Origin of the sequence: Pseudomonas umsongensis, from assembly GCF_002236105.1 — a bacterium.
In the GTDB taxonomy this organism is placed as follows: domain Bacteria; phylum Pseudomonadota; class Gammaproteobacteria; order Pseudomonadales; family Pseudomonadaceae; genus Aquipseudomonas; species Aquipseudomonas umsongensis.
The window spans coordinates 324,639-340,758 of record NZ_NIWU01000004.1; the positions used below are offsets into that span (position 1 = coordinate 324,639).

The following is a 16,120-nucleotide window of genomic DNA, read 5'->3' on the forward strand; positions in this document are numbered from 1 at the left end:
CCAGGGACGCTCCGCGTCCAAACGATCAATAAAAAACCCGCTTTCGCGGTTTTTTTTCGTTACGCCAACTGAGGCTGTGCGCTCAGCGGCTGAAGCGGCAACAGCGGTGCATGGGGGTCGGCCTGGACCGACTTGCGCCAAGCACCCAGCCACTCAGGGTGACCCTCGCTCCAGACCTGATCATGCAAACGGGCCAATGCAACCGGGTCGCTCAGCAACTGTACCCGCTCATTGTTGGTCAAGCCTTCAGGCCCGACTTTCATCGCGTGCCGGACCCGCTCCACCCGCAGCCATTCGATCGGCTCGGCCTCACGGTGCCGCGAGGTCGCCAGCGCACACGCCAGGGCGTTCTGCTGTGGATCGACCACCGCGCGGATGAAGCCTTCCTTGAGCGCGTGATAACGGTTTTCATGAGTGTACTGGTCAGTCGCCAGCAACGCCTGCGGTGGATTGTATTCCTCTGGAATCAGGAACAGGCTCTCGTCACGGGACTTGAGGCCCAGGCCGACGCGGCTGGAAATCACCGACACCGGGACCGACAACATCAGCGAACCGACGATCGGTACCAACCACCACAGGAAGCTTGGGTTCAGCCAGATCACCAGCAGTGCCCAGAAGAAACCGAGCAAGGTCTGCGGACCGTGGCGCTTGACCGCTTCGCTCCAGGGTGTGGAGTCGTCGTCACGCTGCGGCGAGTTCCAGGTCGCAGCCCAGCCGAGGAATGCGGCGAGCACGAAACGGGTGTGGAAAATCATCCGCACCGGCGCCAGCAGCATGGAGAACAGCATCTCCAGCAGCATCGACAGCGTGACCTTGAACTTGCCACCGAACTCTTTCGCGCCCTTGGCCCAGATCAGGATGATGCTCAACAGCTTCGGCAGGAACAGCAGCACGATGGTGGTCGAAAATAGCGCAATCGCCTTGTCCGGATGCCATTGTGGCCACAGCGGATAAAGCTGGCGCGGTTCAAGGAAGTATTGCGGCTCCATCAACGTATTGACCGCCAGCAGCGCCGTCGACAATACCAGGAAGAAAAACCACAGTGGCGCCGACAGGTAAGACATCACGCCAGTCAGGAACACGGCGCGGTGCACCGGGTGCATGCCCTTGACCAGGAACAGGCGGAAGTTCATCAGGTTACCGTGGCACCAGCGACGGTCACGCTTGAGTTCGTCCAGCAGGTTTGGCGGCAATTCTTCGTAGCTGCCTGGCAAGTCGTAGGCAATCCACACGCCCCAACCGGCACGGCGCATCAGCGCGGCTTCGACGAAGTCGTGGGACAGGATCGCACCGGCAAACGCGCCTTTACCCGGCAACGGCGCCAGGGCGCAGTGCTCGATGAACGGCTTCATGCGGATGATCGCGTTGTGGCCCCAATAGTGGGATTCGCCCAACTGCCAGAAGTGCAGGCCAGCGGTGAACAGCGGACCGTACACACGGGTGGCGAATTGCTGCATACGCGCATAAAGGGTGTCCATGCCCGACGCACGTGGCGCGGTCTGGATGATCCCGGCGTCCGGCGTGGCTTCCATCAGGCGCACCAGGCTGGTCAGGCACTCGCCGCTCATCACGGAGTCAGCATCGAGCACCACCATGTACTTGTAGTCACCCCCCCAGCGACGGCAGAAGTCGTCGAGGTTGCCGCTTTTACGTTTCACACGACGACGGCGGCGACGATAGAAGATCTTGCCGAAGCCACCGGCTTCGCGGCAGACGTCCAGCCAGGCTTGCTGTTCGGCGACGCAGATGTCGGCGTCGTTACTGTCACTGAGCACGAAGAAGTCAAAGCGATCCAGGTCACCTGTGGCGGCGACCGACTCGAACGTTGCACGCAAGCCGGCGAATACACGAGGCACGTCTTCGTTACAGATCGGCATCACCAGTGCGGTGCGCGCATCCTTCGGAATCGGCTCGTTGCCAGCGCTTTTGCCGGAGATACGATATTTATCGTGACCAGTGAGCAACTCGAGAAAGCCCATCAGTGCGGTCCAGAAACCGGCCGAGACCCAGCAGAACAAAATTCCGAACAGGATCAGGATGCTGGTCTGCAACGCGTACGGCAGCACTTGCGTGGCGGTCTGCAACAGCGGTTGGTGCAGGACTTCATCAAGGTCGACGAACGACCAGCCCTGGTACGGCATGATGCCTTTCATGTACCAGCCGGCGACGATGGTTTGGCCGAGCATCAGCACCAACAGAATGTAGCGACGGATCGAACCGACCGTGCGCCAGCGCGCCGCCGGCAGCACGTTCTCGTCTTTCGGTGGTTTCGGCGGGTTGGTGCGACCGGTTAGACGTCGCCAGCCGCGCACCAGGATATTGGTACGCCATGGCTCCGGCACGACCTTGGTCCGACGAATCGGTGGGGTCGCCTTCAGGCAGACGCGACCGCTGGCGTCGAGCGCCAGCATTTCAGCGTCCTGCAACTCTTCAGCGGTGCTCAGGGTCAGGCGCTTGCCAACCGATGCCTGGGCGGCCTCGGTCGGGGCGTCAAATGTCGAAGACGACAAACGCTCGTGCAATTCGCTGAAGGACTTGCAGCCCGCGAGTTCCGCGCGCTGCTGGTCGGTCATCGGCAGATGTGCCAGGTACTCGGACAGAGTCTCTGGCTGTACTTGAGAATTACTCATCGGCAGGCAACTGGTAGCTCCAGGTCTCGGTCAGGACTTCTTCAGTCGATGCCGATTCCGGTGTGGCTGGGACCGCGTCGGCAGCAGCAGGCTGCTTGGCGTCATTGTTGTTCGCCTTGTCCTTGGCATCTGCGACTGGCTTGGCTTCGGCCTGCTTGGCCTCGGCGGCCTTCGCTTCCTTGTCCGCTTTCTCCGCTTGCTTGGCGGCAACTTTGTCGGCCTTGGCAACGGAAGAAGTGGATGCTGGAATCGAAGTCTTGGCCAGATCGGCAGGCACGATGTTCTGCACCAGTGCAGCACGCATCTCGGTGGACTTGCCCGGGTCCTTGATCTTCATCCGCAGAGTCAGGCGCCAGCCCTTGGTTTCAGGGTTGTAGCGCACGCTGTTCTCGACCAGTTCGGCGTTTTCGCCGACGCTGACCTGGCTGCGAACATCCGTATCCGGGGCCAAAGCTGCCAGGGACGGACCTTCGAAGTCCACCAGATAGGCAACGCTGCCGTCCGGCTGACGAATCAGGTTGGACTGCTTGACGTCACCGGTGGATTTGAGGGTCTGACTGACCCAGGCACTGTCCGGTGCGTGCAGCGCCGCTTCGTCCATGGTCCAGTGCATGCGATAAGCGAAGTCCAGCGGCTGGCCTGGCTCCGGCATCTTTTCCGGGCTCCAGAACGCCACGATATTGTCGTTGGTTTCGTCGGCGGTCGGAATCTCGACCAGATCGACGGTGCCCTTGCCCCAATCGCCCTTCGGTTCGATCCAGGCGCTTGGGCGCTTGTCGTAGCGATCGTCGAGGTCTTCGTAGTGGCTGAAATCACGACCGCGTTGCAGCAAGCCGAAGCCACGCGGGTTCTCGACGGAGAAGTTGCTCACCGCCAGGTGTTTCGGGTTGTTCAGCGGACGCCAGATCCACTCGCCGTTGCCGGCATGGATCGCCAGACCGCTGGAATCGTGCAGCTCACGACGGTAGTTCAGCACTTTCGACGGCTGGTTGGCGCCGAACAGGAACATGCTGGTCAGTGGCGCGATGCCCAGTTTGCCAACCTTGTCGCGCAGGAACATCTGCGCCTTGACGTCGACAATGGTGTCGCTGCCCGGACGCAGGGTCAGGCGGTAGGCGCCGGTCGCCCGTGGCGAATCCAGCAGGGCGAAGATCACCAGGTGCTTGTCGCCCGGTTTCGGCTGTTGAATCCAGAACTCGCGAAAACGCGGGAACTCTTCGCCGGACGGCAGTGCGGTATCGATCGCCATGCCGCGAGCGGACAAGCCGTAGACGTGACCCTTGCCGACCACGCGGAAGTAACTCGCGCCCAGCATGGTCATGATTTCGTCTTGCTTGTCAGCCTTGTTGACCGGGTACAGGACGCGGAAACCGGCGTAACCCAGTTGCTCGGTGGCCTTGGGATCGAACTTGACGTCGCCGAAATCGAAACGACTCGGGTCGTACTTGATCTCTTCGACGGTGTTCGCCGTGATTTCGTTGATTTTCACCGGCGTATCGAAATGCATGCCCTGGTGATAGAACGACAGCTTGAATGGGGTCTTCTGATCGGCCCATTCGGCTTTTTCAGTCAGGAAGCGAATTTTCTGATAATCGGCGAATTTCATCTCGCGGAATTCGTTCGGCAGGTTACTGCGCGGAGCTTCGTACTTTTGCCCGGCCAGCTCTTTTGCCTTGACCGATACATCATCCAGACTGAATGCCCAAAGCTGGCCGGCGCTGAGCAGGCACAGCAGTGCCGAGCCCGCTACCAATGCGCTACGAAACCGTTTGGCAGTCAATTTTGGTGCGTTACAGGGACTAACAATCACGAGCAACCCTCGCCGAAAACAGATCAAAAAACCAACGGCCAGTTAAAGGGCCAGCAGGTATCCGGCGCGAAAAAGCCGACCCTGCAGACCACTCTTGCCAAGTTGGCGAGCATTGTTCCGACTCCGCTGGGGCAAAATGATTCCCCAATCGGATCCGGACAAGTCTCTACCTAAGTCAAAATGGACCAACGAACGCTGATCCCCGTAGCGCGCGATTATCTAGTAGGCCGCGTTACAACGCATCAGGGGTAACAAAGTATTTATCGGGATAAACGCCTGTTTTCGACCGAAAAGCGCTTAAAAAGATGTTTCAAGCGCTTTCAGGTCTGTAACAGAAAGGTAACCGGGCCATCATTGACCAGGTGCACCTGCATATCCGCGCCGAATCTACCTGATGCCACAGTGCCATGCACCTGTTTCGCTTTGCTTAATAGATAGCCGAAAAGCTCCTCGCCCAAGGCCGGGGGGGCCGCGGTCGAGAAACTCGGTCGCAGCCCGCTCTTGGTGTCGGCGGCCAGGGTGAACTGCGAGACCAGCAACAACCCGCCACCCACATCCGCCAGGGACAGGTTCATCTTGCCCTCAGCGTCGCTGAACACACGATAGTTAAGCAGCTTATTGAGAAGTTTGTCGGCGCTGGCCCGCGTGTCGTCGGGCTCGACGGCTACCAGCACCAGCAAACCCTGGTCGATTGCGCCGACCACCTGCCCCGCTACCTCGACCCGCGCGCCGCGCACGCGTTGCAGCAAGCCCTTCATGCTTCTTCAGGCGACAGGTCGAGCAAGCGCCGGGCCATTCGGTCGGCAGCGCGTACCAATGCATCGGTAATCCCCGGCTCAGCGGCGGCATGGCCCGCGTCCCGGATTATTTGCAATTCGCTATTGGGCCAGGCCTGGTGCAGCTCCCAGGCGTTATCCAATGGACAGATGACGTCATAGCGACCATGGACGATCACGCCAGGCAAATGGGCGATCTTGCCCATGTCGCGAATCAGCTGATTCGGTTCGAGGAAGGCGTTATTGGTGAAGTAGTGGCACTCGATGCGGGCGATCGACAACGCACGCTGCGGCTCGGAGAAACGATCGACCACCAGCGGGTTCGGACGCAGCGTCGCGGTCCGGCCTTCCCACGTGGACCAGGCTTTGGCCGCGTGCATCTGGGCGATCTGGTCGTTGCCGGTGAGTCGTTTATGGAAAGCATTGAGCAAATCGCCGCGCTCGTCCATCGGGATCGGCGCAACGTAGTCCTGCCAGTAATCGGGGAACAGACGGCTGGCACCCGACTGATAAAACCATTCGATTTCCTGCGGGCGGCAGAGAAAAATCCCGCGCAGAATCAGCCCGTGCACACGTTCCGGATGGGTTTGTGCGTAGGCCAGCGCCAAAGTCGAACCCCAGGAGCCGCCGAACAGCACCCACTTGTCGATGCCCAAGTGCTCGCGGATTCGCTCAAGGTCGGCGACCAGGTCCCAGGTGGTGTTGTTTTCGAGGCTGGCGTGGGGGGTGGAACGACCGCAACCGCGTTGGTCGAAGGTGACGATGCGGTACAGGTTTGGATCGAAGTAGCATCGGCTCGCAGCATCACACCCGGCACCGGGACCGCCGTGAATGAACACCACCGGCAAACCTTGCGGTGAACCGCTTTCGTCGACATACAGCGTGTGGGTTTCATCGACGGCCAGATCGTGCCGGGCGTGGGGTTTGATCTGCGGGTACAAAGTCTGCATTGCGCACTCCGTAAGGGGTCGAGGTCATCCCTGGGGGGACTTCTATTATTCTGCCGTTGGGCATCATAAACCCGATTTACGTCAATGAGCATGCACTTGCTGGATTGTAAATTTGCCGCCGGAAAACCTGTGGGAGCGAGCCTGCTCGCGAAGAGGGCGTGTCAGGCGCTATCCATGTTGACTGACCCACCGCATTCGCGAGCAGGCTCGCTCCCACAAGGTTACGCGTTGTAATGCTTTTCGCCCCAGGCCAGCAGGCCTTGCAGCAATTCTTTCAACACCACCTGCGTCGGCCCGGCCAGGTCCGGCCGATAACGGAACGGTTCGAACTCTTCCATATAGGTGCACTGGCCCAGCTCCAGTTGCACGGCATGAATGCTTTCCGCCGGATTGCCGTAGTGACGGGTGATGTGCCCGCCCTTGAAGCGCCCGTTCAGCACATGGCTGTAGTCAGGGTGGCGGGCGCAGATCGCTTCCAGTTGAGTTGCAAGCTGCGGATCGCAACTGGCGCCGTTGAAGGTGCCGAGGTTGAAATCCGGCAGTTTGCCGTCGAACAGGTGCGGGATGATCGAGCGAATCGAGTGGGCATCAAACAACAGTGCATAGCCGAACTCGGCTTTCAGTCGCGCCAGCTCGTTGTGCAAGGTGCTGTGGTATGGCGTCCAGATCTGCTCCAGATAGGTCGCGCGCTCTTCTTTCGAAGGCTCCATTCCCTCATGGAACAACGCAATACCATCGAACAGCGTTGCCGGGTACAGACCGGTGGTGGCGCCGACATACAAAGGCTTGTCGTCGGATGGCCGGTTCAGGTCGATGACAAACCGCGAGTATTCGGCGGCCAGGGTACTGGCACCCAGTTCGGCGGCGAAATCGTACAGCTGCGGGATGTGCCAATCGGTGTCCGGCAGGCTTTTCGCGGCGGGGATCAACCCAGCTTCGACCGCAGGGGTCAGGCGCACACCGGCGTGGGGCATGCTGATCAGCAGCGGCACGCGGCCTTGTTTGAAGTTCAGAACCTTATCCACAACTGTTCTCCTAAACGCTCGTCTCGACGCCGTGACGCACGACGCGTTTTTCCAGGTCGCCGCCCAGCCAGTAGCACAGGTCGGCCGGACGATCGATTTGCCATGCAACAAAATCGGCTACCTTGCCCGCCTCCAGCGAACCGTGGGTAGCGGCCATGCCCAATGCCGTCGCGGCATGAATCGTCGCGCCAGCCAGGGCCTCTTCCGGGGTCATACGGAAACAGGTGCAGGCCATGTTCAACATCAGGCGCAACGACAGCGCCGGCGAGGTGCCGGGGTTGAGGTCGCTGGCGATGGCGATTTTCACGCCGTGTTTGCGCAAGGCCTCCATCGGTGGCAATTGGGTCTCGCGCAGGAAGTAGAAAGCGCCGGGCAGTAACACGGCCACTGTGCCGGACTTGGCCATGGCGATGGCGTCGTCTTCGGTCATGAATTCCAGGTGGTCGGCCGACAGTGCGTGGTAACGCGCCGCGAGGCTCGATCCGTGCAGGGAAGAAAGCTGCTCGGCGTGCAGCTTCACCGGCAAGCCCAGTTCCCGGGCAGTGACGAATACGCGCTCAACCTGGGCAGGGGAAAACGCCAGGTATTCGCAAAAGGCATCCACCGCGTCCACCAGCCCTTCGGCGGCCAGGGCCGGGAGCATTTCGCTGCAGATGTGATCGATGTAATCGTCGGCGCGATCGGTGTACTCCGGCGGCAAGGCGTGAGCCGCCAGGCAGGTGCTGCGTACGCTGACCGGCAGCTCGGCACCGAGGCGACGGGCGACCCGCAGCATCTTGCGTTCGTTGGCCAGGTCGAGGCCGTACCCGGATTTGATTTCGATGCTGGTGACACCGTCGCGCATCAGGCTTTTCAGGCGCTTGGCGGCGCTGGCGAACAGTTCATCTTCACTGGCTGCGCGAGTGGCACGCACGGTGCTGGCGATACCCCCGCCGCTGGCGGCGATTTGCGCGTAGCTAACGCCTTGCAGACGCTGCTCGAATTCACCGCTGCGGTTACCGCCGAACACCGTGTGGGTATGGCAGTCGATCAGGCCCGGCGTGACCCAGGCCCCGTTCAAGTCATTGACCACCGAGTACTCGCCGGACGGCAGCTCACGGCGCGGGCCGATCCACTCTATATGTGCATCGGACGTCACGATGGCCGCATCCTCGATGATCGAGTAGACGCCCTGGGCCATGGTTGCGACGTGGCAGTGTTGCCAGAGGGTTTTCATTCGGATCCTCCGATGGTTGATCGTTCCCACGCTCTGCGTGGGAACGATCGGTTGGGGGCGGGTTAGAGGCTAGGCAGCAACTTCGCCGAAACCAGCTCGTTCAAGCAACGCGAAGCCAACAACTCGGTCGCCGCATTGATGTCCGGTGCAAAGAAGCGGTCCTTCTCGTAGAACGGCACTTCCTTACGCAGGATGGCCCGAGCCTTTTCCAGCTTCGGCGACGTCTTCAGGCCATTGCGCAGGTCCAGGCCCTGAGCGGCGGCCAGCCATTCCACAGCCAGGATGCCACGGGTGTTCTCGGCCATTTCCCACAGACGCTTGCCTGCGGCCGGAGCCATGGACACGTGATCTTCCTGGTTGGCGGAAGTCGGCAGGCTGTCCACCGAATGCGGATGGGACAGCGCCTTGTTCTCGCTGGCCAGCGCCGCTGCGGTCACTTGGGCGATCATGAAGCCGGAATTGACGCCGCCATTGGCCACCAGGAACGGCGGCAGTTGCGACATGTGCTTGTCCATCATCAACGAAATGCGACGCTCGCTCAGGGAACCGATTTCAGCAATGGCCAAGGCCATGTTGTCAGCGGCCATGGCCACCGGTTCTGCGTGGAAGTTGCCGCCGGAAATCACGTCACCTTCTGCGGCAAATACCAGCGGGTTGTCGGATACTGCGTTGGCTTCGATCGCCAGCACTTCGGCAGCCTGGCGGAACTGGGTCAGGCAGGCGCCCATGACTTGCGGCTGGCAGCGCAGGGAGTACGGGTCCTGGACCTTTTCGCAGTTCTGGTGAGAATCAGAAACTTCACTGCGCTCGCCCAGCAGGTCGCGGTAGGCGGCAGCGGCATCGATCTGGCCTTTCTGGCCACGGGCGGCGTGAATGCGTGCGTCGAATGGCGAGCGCGAACCCAGGACCGCTTCAACGGTCAGGCCACCCAGAGCCAGGGCTCCAGCGAACAGGTCCTCACCTTCGAACAGACCGCGCAAGGCGAAAGCCGTGGATACTTGCGTGCCATTGAGCAATGCCAGGCCTTCTTTCGCAGCCAGGGTCAGCGGAGTCAGGCCAGCGACTTTCAGCGCTTCGCTCGCTTCCATCCACTCGCCTTTGTAGCGCGCCTTGCCTTCACCCAGCAGTACCAGCGACATGTGCGCCAACGGGGCCAGGTCGCCGGACGCTCCGACCGAACCTTTCAGCGGAATGTGCGGATACACCTCGGCGTTGATCAGGGCGATCAGCGCGTCGATGACTACACGACGAATACCGGAGAAACCACGGCTCAGGCTGTTGACCTTGAGCACCATGACCAGGCGCACCAGCGCGTCGCTAATCGGCTCGCCGACACCAGCAGCGTGGGACAGCACCAGCGAGCGCTGCAGGTTTTCCAGGTCTTCGCTGGCAATGCGGGTCGAGGCCAGCAGGCCGAAACCGGTGTTGATACCGTAGGCGGTGCGGTTTTCGGCGAGGATCTGCTCCACGCAGGCGACGCTGGCTTCGATCTGGGCCGCGGCGCTGTGGTCGAGGGTGATTTTGACCGGTTGCTGATAAACATCACGCAATTGGGCAAGGCTCAGTTGGCCAGGAATCAAGTTAAGCGCAGTCATTTCATGCTCCTTTTGAGAGTTTGTTATTAACTACCAGACGCTCCGGATTAATCCGTTGTCCGTCGCTTCCCTCTTTTTGAAAGGGCTGGCGCCTTGGCACGCTGGTTTGGTATGGAAATCAGTTCAGATTCGGTAAAGCCTTTTGCAACAAAGCCGGGTCTTTCAATACGCCGGCAGCGGCGGCGATGTCCGGCGCCAGCCAGCGGTCCTGATCGTAGGCCGGAACGCGTTCGCGCAGCAGGCGCCACGCGGCATCGGTGCCGGCCCCGAAACGCTGTTCTTTCAGGAACTCGAAAGCCTGGGCCGCCAGCAAGTACTCGATGGCGAGAATCTGCGTGCAGTTTTCCAACGCGCGGTGCAGCTTCAATGCGGCGTTGGTGCCCATGCTCAGGTGGTCTTCCTGCAAGCCCGAGGTGACGTAGTTGTCGAGCACCGCCGGTTGCGCCAGTTGGCGATTTTCCGCACACAGCGACGCAGCGACGTACTGCACGATCATCATCCCGGAGTTCACCCCCGGGTTGGCCACCAGGAACGCCGGTAGGCCGCTGACGTGCGGGTTGATCAAACGGTCCAGGCGACGCTCGGCGATGGAGCCGATTTCGGCCATGGCAATCGCCAGCAGGTCTGCCGCCATTGCCACGGACTGGCCGTGGGGATTGGCTTGGGACATGACGCGGAAGTTGTCCGGCGTACCCAGCAACAACGGGTTATCCGTGCAGCCATTGAGTTCGGTTTCGATTTGCTTGATCGCGTGCTCAAGCTGATCGCGAGCGGCGCCGTGCACTTGCGGAATCGAGCGGATACTCAATGCATCCTGCGTACGAATGCCTTTGCTTTGGGCAATCACTTCACTGCCATCGAGCAGCGCCCGCAAGTTGATCCCGACCTGTTGCATGCCCGGATGCGGCTTGAGGGCGATGATCTCGGCATCGAACGCTGCAATCTGGCCACGCTGGGCCTCGAAGCTCATGGCGCTGATCACATCGGCCCATTGCAGCAGGCGCGTGGCGTCGGCAATGGCCAGGCAACTGAGGCCGCTCATGCACGGCGTACCGTTGACCAGGCACAGGCCGTCCTTGGCGCCGAGTTGAACCGGTTGCAGGCCCTCTTCGGCCAACGCTTGTTGCGCCGACACGACTTGCCCGCGATAGCTGACGTTGCCGACACCCAGCAGGGCGATGCTGATGTGGGCCATGTGGGTCAGGTAGCCCACCGAACCCTGAGACGGCACTTGCGGAGTGATGCCGCGATTGAGCAACGCCAGCAAGGCTTCGACCACTCGGCGATGAATGCCGGATTTGCCGTGGGAATAGTTGCGGATCGCCGCGCACATGATCGCGCGAGTCTGCTCGTCGGCCAGTGGGGCACCCACGCCACAGGCGTGACTGAGCAAGGTATTGCGCGACAGTTGGCTGAGTTGTTCGTCTTTGAGCGAGACGTTGCACAAAGCGCCCAGCCCGGTATTCACGCCATAGGCGCGTTCGCCGCTGGTGACGATGCGCTGGACGATCGCCTGGGCATTTTCGATGCGTGCCCAGGCCTGCTCCGACAGCTCAAGCTGTGCGCCATGGCGGGCTACGGCAACCACATCCTGCCAACGCAACGGGGCATCGGCGATAACGATTTTTTCAGCCTGGGACATCTTCAACCTCTTGATCCTGATCGTTCCCACGCTCTGCGTGGGAATTCCGCCTGGGACGCTCCGCGTCCCGAAATCAACGTAAGGCTCGAGCCCTGCGCATGGGTGACGCAGAGCGTCACGGGATGCGTTCCCACGCAGAGCGTGGGAACGATCATCTTTAAACCACCGCCGCCCGTCGCTGCACGAACCGGTCGACATACTCATCCGCTGGCGAATGCAGGATCTCTCGCGGCGTGCCGACCTGGATCAGGCGGCCGTCCTTGAGGATCGCGATGCGGTTGCCGATGCGCACAGCCTCGTCGAGGTCATGGGTGATGAAGACGATGGTCTTGTGCAGGGTCTTCTGCAGTTCCAGCAACTGGTCCTGCATCTCGGCGCGAATCAGCGGGTCGAGGGCACTGAAGGCTTCGTCCATCAGGATGATGTCGGTGTCCGCCGCCAAAGCACGGGCCAAACCCACACGTTGACGCATGCCGCCGGAGAGCTGGTGCGGGTATTTGTTCTCGTAGCCCTTGAGGCCCACGGTGTTGATCCAGTGCAGCGCGCGCTCGGCGCACATCTGCTTGCTTTCGCCACGGATTTTCAAGCCGTAGGCGACGTTGTCCAGCACGCTCTTGTGCGGCAGCAGGCCGAAGCTCTGGAACACCATGCTGATCTTGCGCCGGCGAAATTCGCGCAGGGCTTCCATGTCGTATTGCAGGATGTCCACACCGTCCACCAGGATCGCGCCGCTGGTCGGGTCGATCAGGCGGTTGAAGTGACGTACCAGGGTGGATTTTCCGGAACCCGACAGGCCCATGATCACGAAAATCTCGCCGCTGCCGATGCTCAGGGACAAATCGTTTACCCCGACCACGCAGCCGGTTTCGGCCAGCACCTGATCCTTGGTCTTACCCTGGCCAACCATCGCCAGGGCATCCTTGGCGCGGTTGCCGAAAATCTTGAAGACGTTCTTGACTTCAATCTTGCTCACGGTTGCGTTGTTCATTTGCTCACCTCATGCCGTGCGCGACCGTACGCTTGTGTAATGCGGTCGATCACCACTGCCAGAATCACGATCGCCAGACCGGCTTCCAGGCCGCGTCCAACGTTGAGGGTCTGAATCCCCACCAACACGTCTTCGCCCAAGCCACGGGCACCAATCATCGAGGCGATCACCACCATCGACAGGGCCATCATGGTGGTCTGGTTGATCCCGGCCATGATGCTAGGCAGGGCCAGCGGCAGTTGCACGCCGAACAGTTGCTGCCAACGGTTGGCACCGAAGGCGTTGATCGCTTCCATCACCTCGCCGTCAACCTGGCGAATACCCAGGTCGGTCAAACGGATCAGCGGTGGCGCGGCGTAGATCACGGTCGCGAAAATCGCCGGAACCTTGCCCAGGCCGAACAGCATCAGCACCGGGATCAGGTACACGAAGCTCGGCATGGTCTGCATGATGTCCAGCAACGGCATCAGTACCGAACGCAGGCGATTGCTACGCGCCGAGAGGATGCCCAACGGGATGCCGATCAGCACCGAAATGACCGTGGCCACCATCATTAGCGCCAGGGTCTGCATGAGCTTGTCCCAGAGGCCAACCGCGCCCACCAGGAACAGCAAGCCGACGATCACGGCGGTGGTCACGACTTTGCGGGTGGCATGCCAGGCAACGCCCGCCACGATTGCCAGCATCAGCCACCAGGGCGCCGCACGCAGCAGCCCTTCAAGATTGACGATGGCCCACAACAGAGTGTCGGAGATGCTGCGGAACACATCGCCGTAGTTGGTGACCAGCGAATCGACCCAACCGTTGACCCAGTCGGCGATGGAAAAGGTAAAGCTTTCGGGAAACATAAGAGACTCTCAATCAAGGGGTTGCGATCAAGCATCCGACAGCCGTTACCGACCGCCGGAGAAGCCCAACCTACAAGGCCGCGTCGATTTTCTTGGCTGCGTCTTCACTTACCCAGGCGTGCCAGACTTCAGGATGTTCCTTCAAGAAGATCTTGGCCAGTTTTGGCGACTCGATCCGCTCTTTGGTCATGCGACCCAGATTCTGGTTCAGCAGGTCGATCGGAATGTTGACCTTGTCCAGCACGGCCACCAGTTCCGGTGCTTCGTCGTGGAAAGTCTTGGACAGGCCGACCTTGATGGTCACGGTCTTGTTCACACCGGGTTTCTCTTCGAGCTTCACTACGTCGACCTGGCCCATCAACGGCGTTGGCGACCAGTAGTAGAAAAGGATCGGCTCGCCGCGCTTGTAGCTAGACAGTACGGCGGCATCCAGCGCCGGGCCGGTGCCAGGGCGGAAGTTGGTGTAGGTGCTTTCCAGGCCGTAGCTCTTGAGCATTTCGCTGTTGTCCAGCTCACAGGTCCAGCCGGCCGGGCAGTTGTAGAAACGCCCTTTGGATGGCTCTTCAGCGTCCTTGAACACGGCGGAGTATTTGCCCAGGTCAGCGATGTTTTTCAGGTCCGGGGCCTTGGCTTCCAGCTTGCGCTTGGCATCGCCTTCGATCACGTAGCGCGGCACGTACCAGCCTTCGATCGCGCCGACGACGGGAGCGCCGACACCGACGACCTTGCCGGCCTTCTCTGCCTTGTTCCAGACCTCGCTGCGGCCGACCCACTCTTCGGCGAACACCTGGATATCGTTGCTGCTCAGGGCGTTTTCCATGGTGATGGAGTTGCCCGGCAGGCTGTCGGTCTTGCAGTCGTAGCCTTTTTCCAACACGACTTGCATCACGTCGGTCAGCAACATGGCGCTTTCCCAGTTCAGGCCGGCGAATTTCACCGGTTTGCCCGACTCGCACCAACCCGCCGCCTGAGTGGCGCCGGCACTGGCGAGCAGGCCCATGGAAAGCAATGTGGTCAGCAGGGTCTTGTTCGATTTCATTGTAATGACGCTCCTAATCATGAATTGGCTTACGGCAGTCAAGAGGCATCCAGCCCTGTCCACGTCCAATCAGGCCTGCGCCGCAGCACGACCGGCCCTGCTTGTTATAGGTTTTACAACGCTGTCCTGCTCGACCGGCAGGATCAGGTGATCGGGCACTGAGCCGTGCCATTTTTTCGCACACACGTAGTACAGGGCTGCAGGGATCACCAGACCGATGATCCAGGAGATATCCACCCCTCCGAGGGCATTCACCAGCGGACCGGTATAGAACTTGGTGGCGATGAACGGCAGCTGCACCAGCACACCGAAAACATAGACGCTGATACCAAGGGCGTTCCAACGACCGTAGCGACCGTTCGGATCGGCCAGCGCAGGCACGTCATAACGCTCGCGGGTGATGCAGTAGTAGTCCACCAGGTTGATCGCGCTCCATGGCGTGAAGAACGCCAGCAGGAACAGGATGAAGGACTTGAACGCACCAAGGAACGAGTGCTGGCCGAGCAATGCCATCAGGGTCGCAGCACCGACGATGCCCAGCACGAACACCAGACGCTGCAAGCGCGTTACTTTCAGCTCACCACGGAAACCGCTGATGATGGTCGCGATGCACATGAAGCTGCCGTATGAGTTCAGTGTGGAAATGGTGACCTTGCCGAACGCGATGCTGAAGTACAGCAGCGCAGCAGTGGCACCGGTACCGCCCAGGCCGACGATGTAGGCCACTTCGTGACCGGCGAATTGCCCGTTGGCCGAAGCGGCAGCGAACACGCCGAGGATCATCGCCACCTGTGCACCAATCACCGAACCTGCGCCAGCGGCAAAAAAGGTTTTCACCGAGGAAGTCTTGCTCGGCAGGTAACGTGAATAGTCGGCCACGTAAGGGCCGAAAGCGATTTGCCAGGACGCCGCAAGCGACACCGCGAGCAAGAAACTGCTCCAGCTGAAGTGGCGGATCTGCAACAGTGCGCCAACGTCAACCTGGCTCATCAGACGGCTGAACAGGTAAACAAAGGCAATCACACCAATGACACTGGCAACACGGCCGATCCAATGGATCACCCGATAACCGAGCACCGTGACCAGCACGATGACACTGGCGAAGATGAGGATCCCGACGCTGTCGCTGACGCCAAACAACTGGCCCAGCGCCTGGCCGGAAAGCACGGTCCCTGTTGCGGTGAAACCGAGGTACATCAGGCACACCAGCACGATCGGGATCGCCGCACCATACACGCCGAACTGCACGCGGCTGGAGATCATTTGCGGCAGGCCAAGCTTGGGGCCTTGCGCGGCATGCAACGCCATTACGCCGCCGCCGAGCACTTGCCCGATCAGCAAACCGATCAACGACCAGAACACGTCACCACCCAGCACCACGGCCAGGGCCCCGGTGACAATCGCGGTGATTTGCAGGTTGGCACCCATCCACAGGGTGAACTGGCTAAACAGACGACCGTGTCTTTCCGCTTCCGGGATGTAGTCGATCGAACGTTTCTCGATCAACGGTTTGTTGCCTGCACGCTCGCTGCTGACAGCCATGATTCAACCTCTGTGGATTGTTTGTCGATGTCGTTTTTGTTCTATGTAGGAGCTGCCGC

The 16,120-nt window shown here is 60.6% G+C and carries 12 protein-coding genes; all 12 read right to left on the reverse strand.

Annotated features, from left to right (window positions below):
• Positions 1–59 precede the first annotated feature (59 nt).
• The 12 genes from mdoH to PSUM_RS21280 all read right to left on the reverse strand — a co-directional run bounded on the left by mdoH (position 60) and on the right by PSUM_RS21280 (position 16,061).
• A complete protein-coding gene (gene mdoH, locus PSUM_RS21225) occupies positions 60–2,630 on the reverse strand; it encodes a glucans biosynthesis glucosyltransferase MdoH (RefSeq protein ID WP_083350020.1) in 2,571 nt (856 codons plus the stop codon).
• A complete protein-coding gene (locus PSUM_RS21230) occupies positions 2,623–4,440 on the reverse strand; it encodes a glucan biosynthesis protein G (RefSeq protein ID WP_033042742.1) in 1,818 nt (605 codons plus the stop codon). Before PSUM_RS21230 ends, mdoH begins: the two co-directional genes overlap by 8 nt.
• A gap of 320 nt (positions 4,441–4,760) precedes the next feature.
• Positions 4,761–5,198: a D-aminoacyl-tRNA deacylase gene (gene dtd, locus PSUM_RS21235; RefSeq protein WP_020798516.1), complete on the reverse strand. Its 438-nt coding sequence runs from the start codon at positions 5,196–5,198 to the stop codon at positions 4,761–4,763.
• The gene (gene pip / locus PSUM_RS21240; RefSeq protein ID WP_020798515.1) at positions 5,195–6,166 is read right to left on the reverse strand and encodes a prolyl aminopeptidase; all 972 of its coding nucleotides are present in this window, start codon (positions 6,164–6,166) and stop codon (positions 5,195–5,197) included. Before pip ends, dtd begins: the two co-directional genes overlap by 4 nt.
• A gap of 221 nt (positions 6,167–6,387) precedes the next feature.
• The gene (gene hutG / locus PSUM_RS21245) at positions 6,388–7,191 is read right to left on the reverse strand and encodes an N-formylglutamate deformylase (RefSeq protein WP_083350019.1); all 804 of its coding nucleotides are present in this window, start codon (positions 7,189–7,191) and stop codon (positions 6,388–6,390) included.
• 10 nt (positions 7,192–7,201) lie between these two features.
• A complete protein-coding gene (hutI, locus tag PSUM_RS21250) occupies positions 7,202–8,407 on the reverse strand; it encodes an imidazolonepropionase (RefSeq protein WP_020798512.1) in 1,206 nt (401 codons plus the stop codon).
• Between the two features lie 62 nt (positions 8,408–8,469).
• Positions 8,470–10,002: a histidine ammonia-lyase gene (hutH, locus tag PSUM_RS21255; RefSeq protein WP_020798511.1), complete on the reverse strand. Its 1,533-nt coding sequence runs from the start codon at positions 10,000–10,002 to the stop codon at positions 8,470–8,472.
• A gap of 118 nt (positions 10,003–10,120) precedes the next feature.
• Positions 10,121–11,644 (reverse strand): histidine ammonia-lyase, encoded by a 1,524-nt coding sequence (gene hutH, locus PSUM_RS21260; protein ID WP_033042749.1) that lies wholly within the window; start codon positions 11,642–11,644, stop codon positions 10,121–10,123.
• Positions 11,645–11,801: 157 nt separating this feature from the next.
• Complete coding sequence (locus tag PSUM_RS21265) at positions 11,802–12,632, reverse strand: quaternary amine ABC transporter ATP-binding protein (protein ID WP_020798509.1); 831 nt, start codon at positions 12,630–12,632, stop codon at positions 11,802–11,804.
• Positions 12,629–13,480, reverse strand: coding sequence for an ABC transporter permease (locus PSUM_RS21270; protein WP_008058061.1), 852 nt, complete (start codon positions 13,478–13,480; stop codon positions 12,629–12,631). Before PSUM_RS21270 ends, PSUM_RS21265 begins: the two co-directional genes overlap by 4 nt.
• A 70-nt stretch (positions 13,481–13,550) precedes the next feature.
• Positions 13,551–14,519, reverse strand: coding sequence for an ABC transporter substrate-binding protein (locus PSUM_RS21275; protein WP_020798508.1), 969 nt, complete (start codon positions 14,517–14,519; stop codon positions 13,551–13,553).
• Between the two features lie 69 nt (positions 14,520–14,588).
• Positions 14,589–16,061: a purine-cytosine permease family protein gene (locus PSUM_RS21280; RefSeq protein WP_020798507.1), complete on the reverse strand. Its 1,473-nt coding sequence runs from the start codon at positions 16,059–16,061 to the stop codon at positions 14,589–14,591.
• Positions 16,062–16,120: the final 59 nt, after the last annotated feature.

Bases quoted from the DNA above. Each gene is read 5' to 3' on its own strand.
- mdoH (WP_083350020.1), bottom strand. From the start codon at position 2,630: ATGAGTAATTCTCAAGTACAGCCAGAGACTCTGTCCGAGTACCTGGCA.
- dtd (WP_020798516.1), bottom strand. From the start codon at position 5,198: ATGAAGGGCTTGCTGCAACGCGTGCGCGGCGCGCGGGTCGAGGTAGCG.
- pip (WP_020798515.1), bottom strand. From the start codon at position 6,166: ATGCAGACTTTGTACCCGCAGATCAAACCCCACGCCCGGCACGATCTG.
- hutI (WP_020798512.1), bottom strand. From the start codon at position 8,407: ATGAAAACCCTCTGGCAACACTGCCACGTCGCAACCATGGCCCAGGGC.
- hutH (WP_020798511.1), bottom strand. From the start codon at position 10,002: ATGACTGCGCTTAACTTGATTCCTGGCCAACTGAGCCTTGCCCAATTG.
- hutH (WP_033042749.1), bottom strand. From the start codon at position 11,644: ATGTCCCAGGCTGAAAAAATCGTTATCGCCGATGCCCCGTTGCGTTGG.
- PSUM_RS21265 (WP_020798509.1), bottom strand. From the start codon at position 12,632: ATGAACAACGCAACCGTGAGCAAGATTGAAGTCAAGAACGTCTTCAAG.
- PSUM_RS21270 (WP_008058061.1), bottom strand. From the start codon at position 13,480: ATGTTTCCCGAAAGCTTTACCTTTTCCATCGCCGACTGGGTCAACGGT.
- PSUM_RS21275 (WP_020798508.1), bottom strand. From the start codon at position 14,519: ATGAAATCGAACAAGACCCTGCTGACCACATTGCTTTCCATGGGCCTG.
- PSUM_RS21280 (WP_020798507.1), bottom strand. From the start codon at position 16,061: ATGGCTGTCAGCAGCGAGCGTGCAGGCAACAAACCGTTGATCGAGAAA.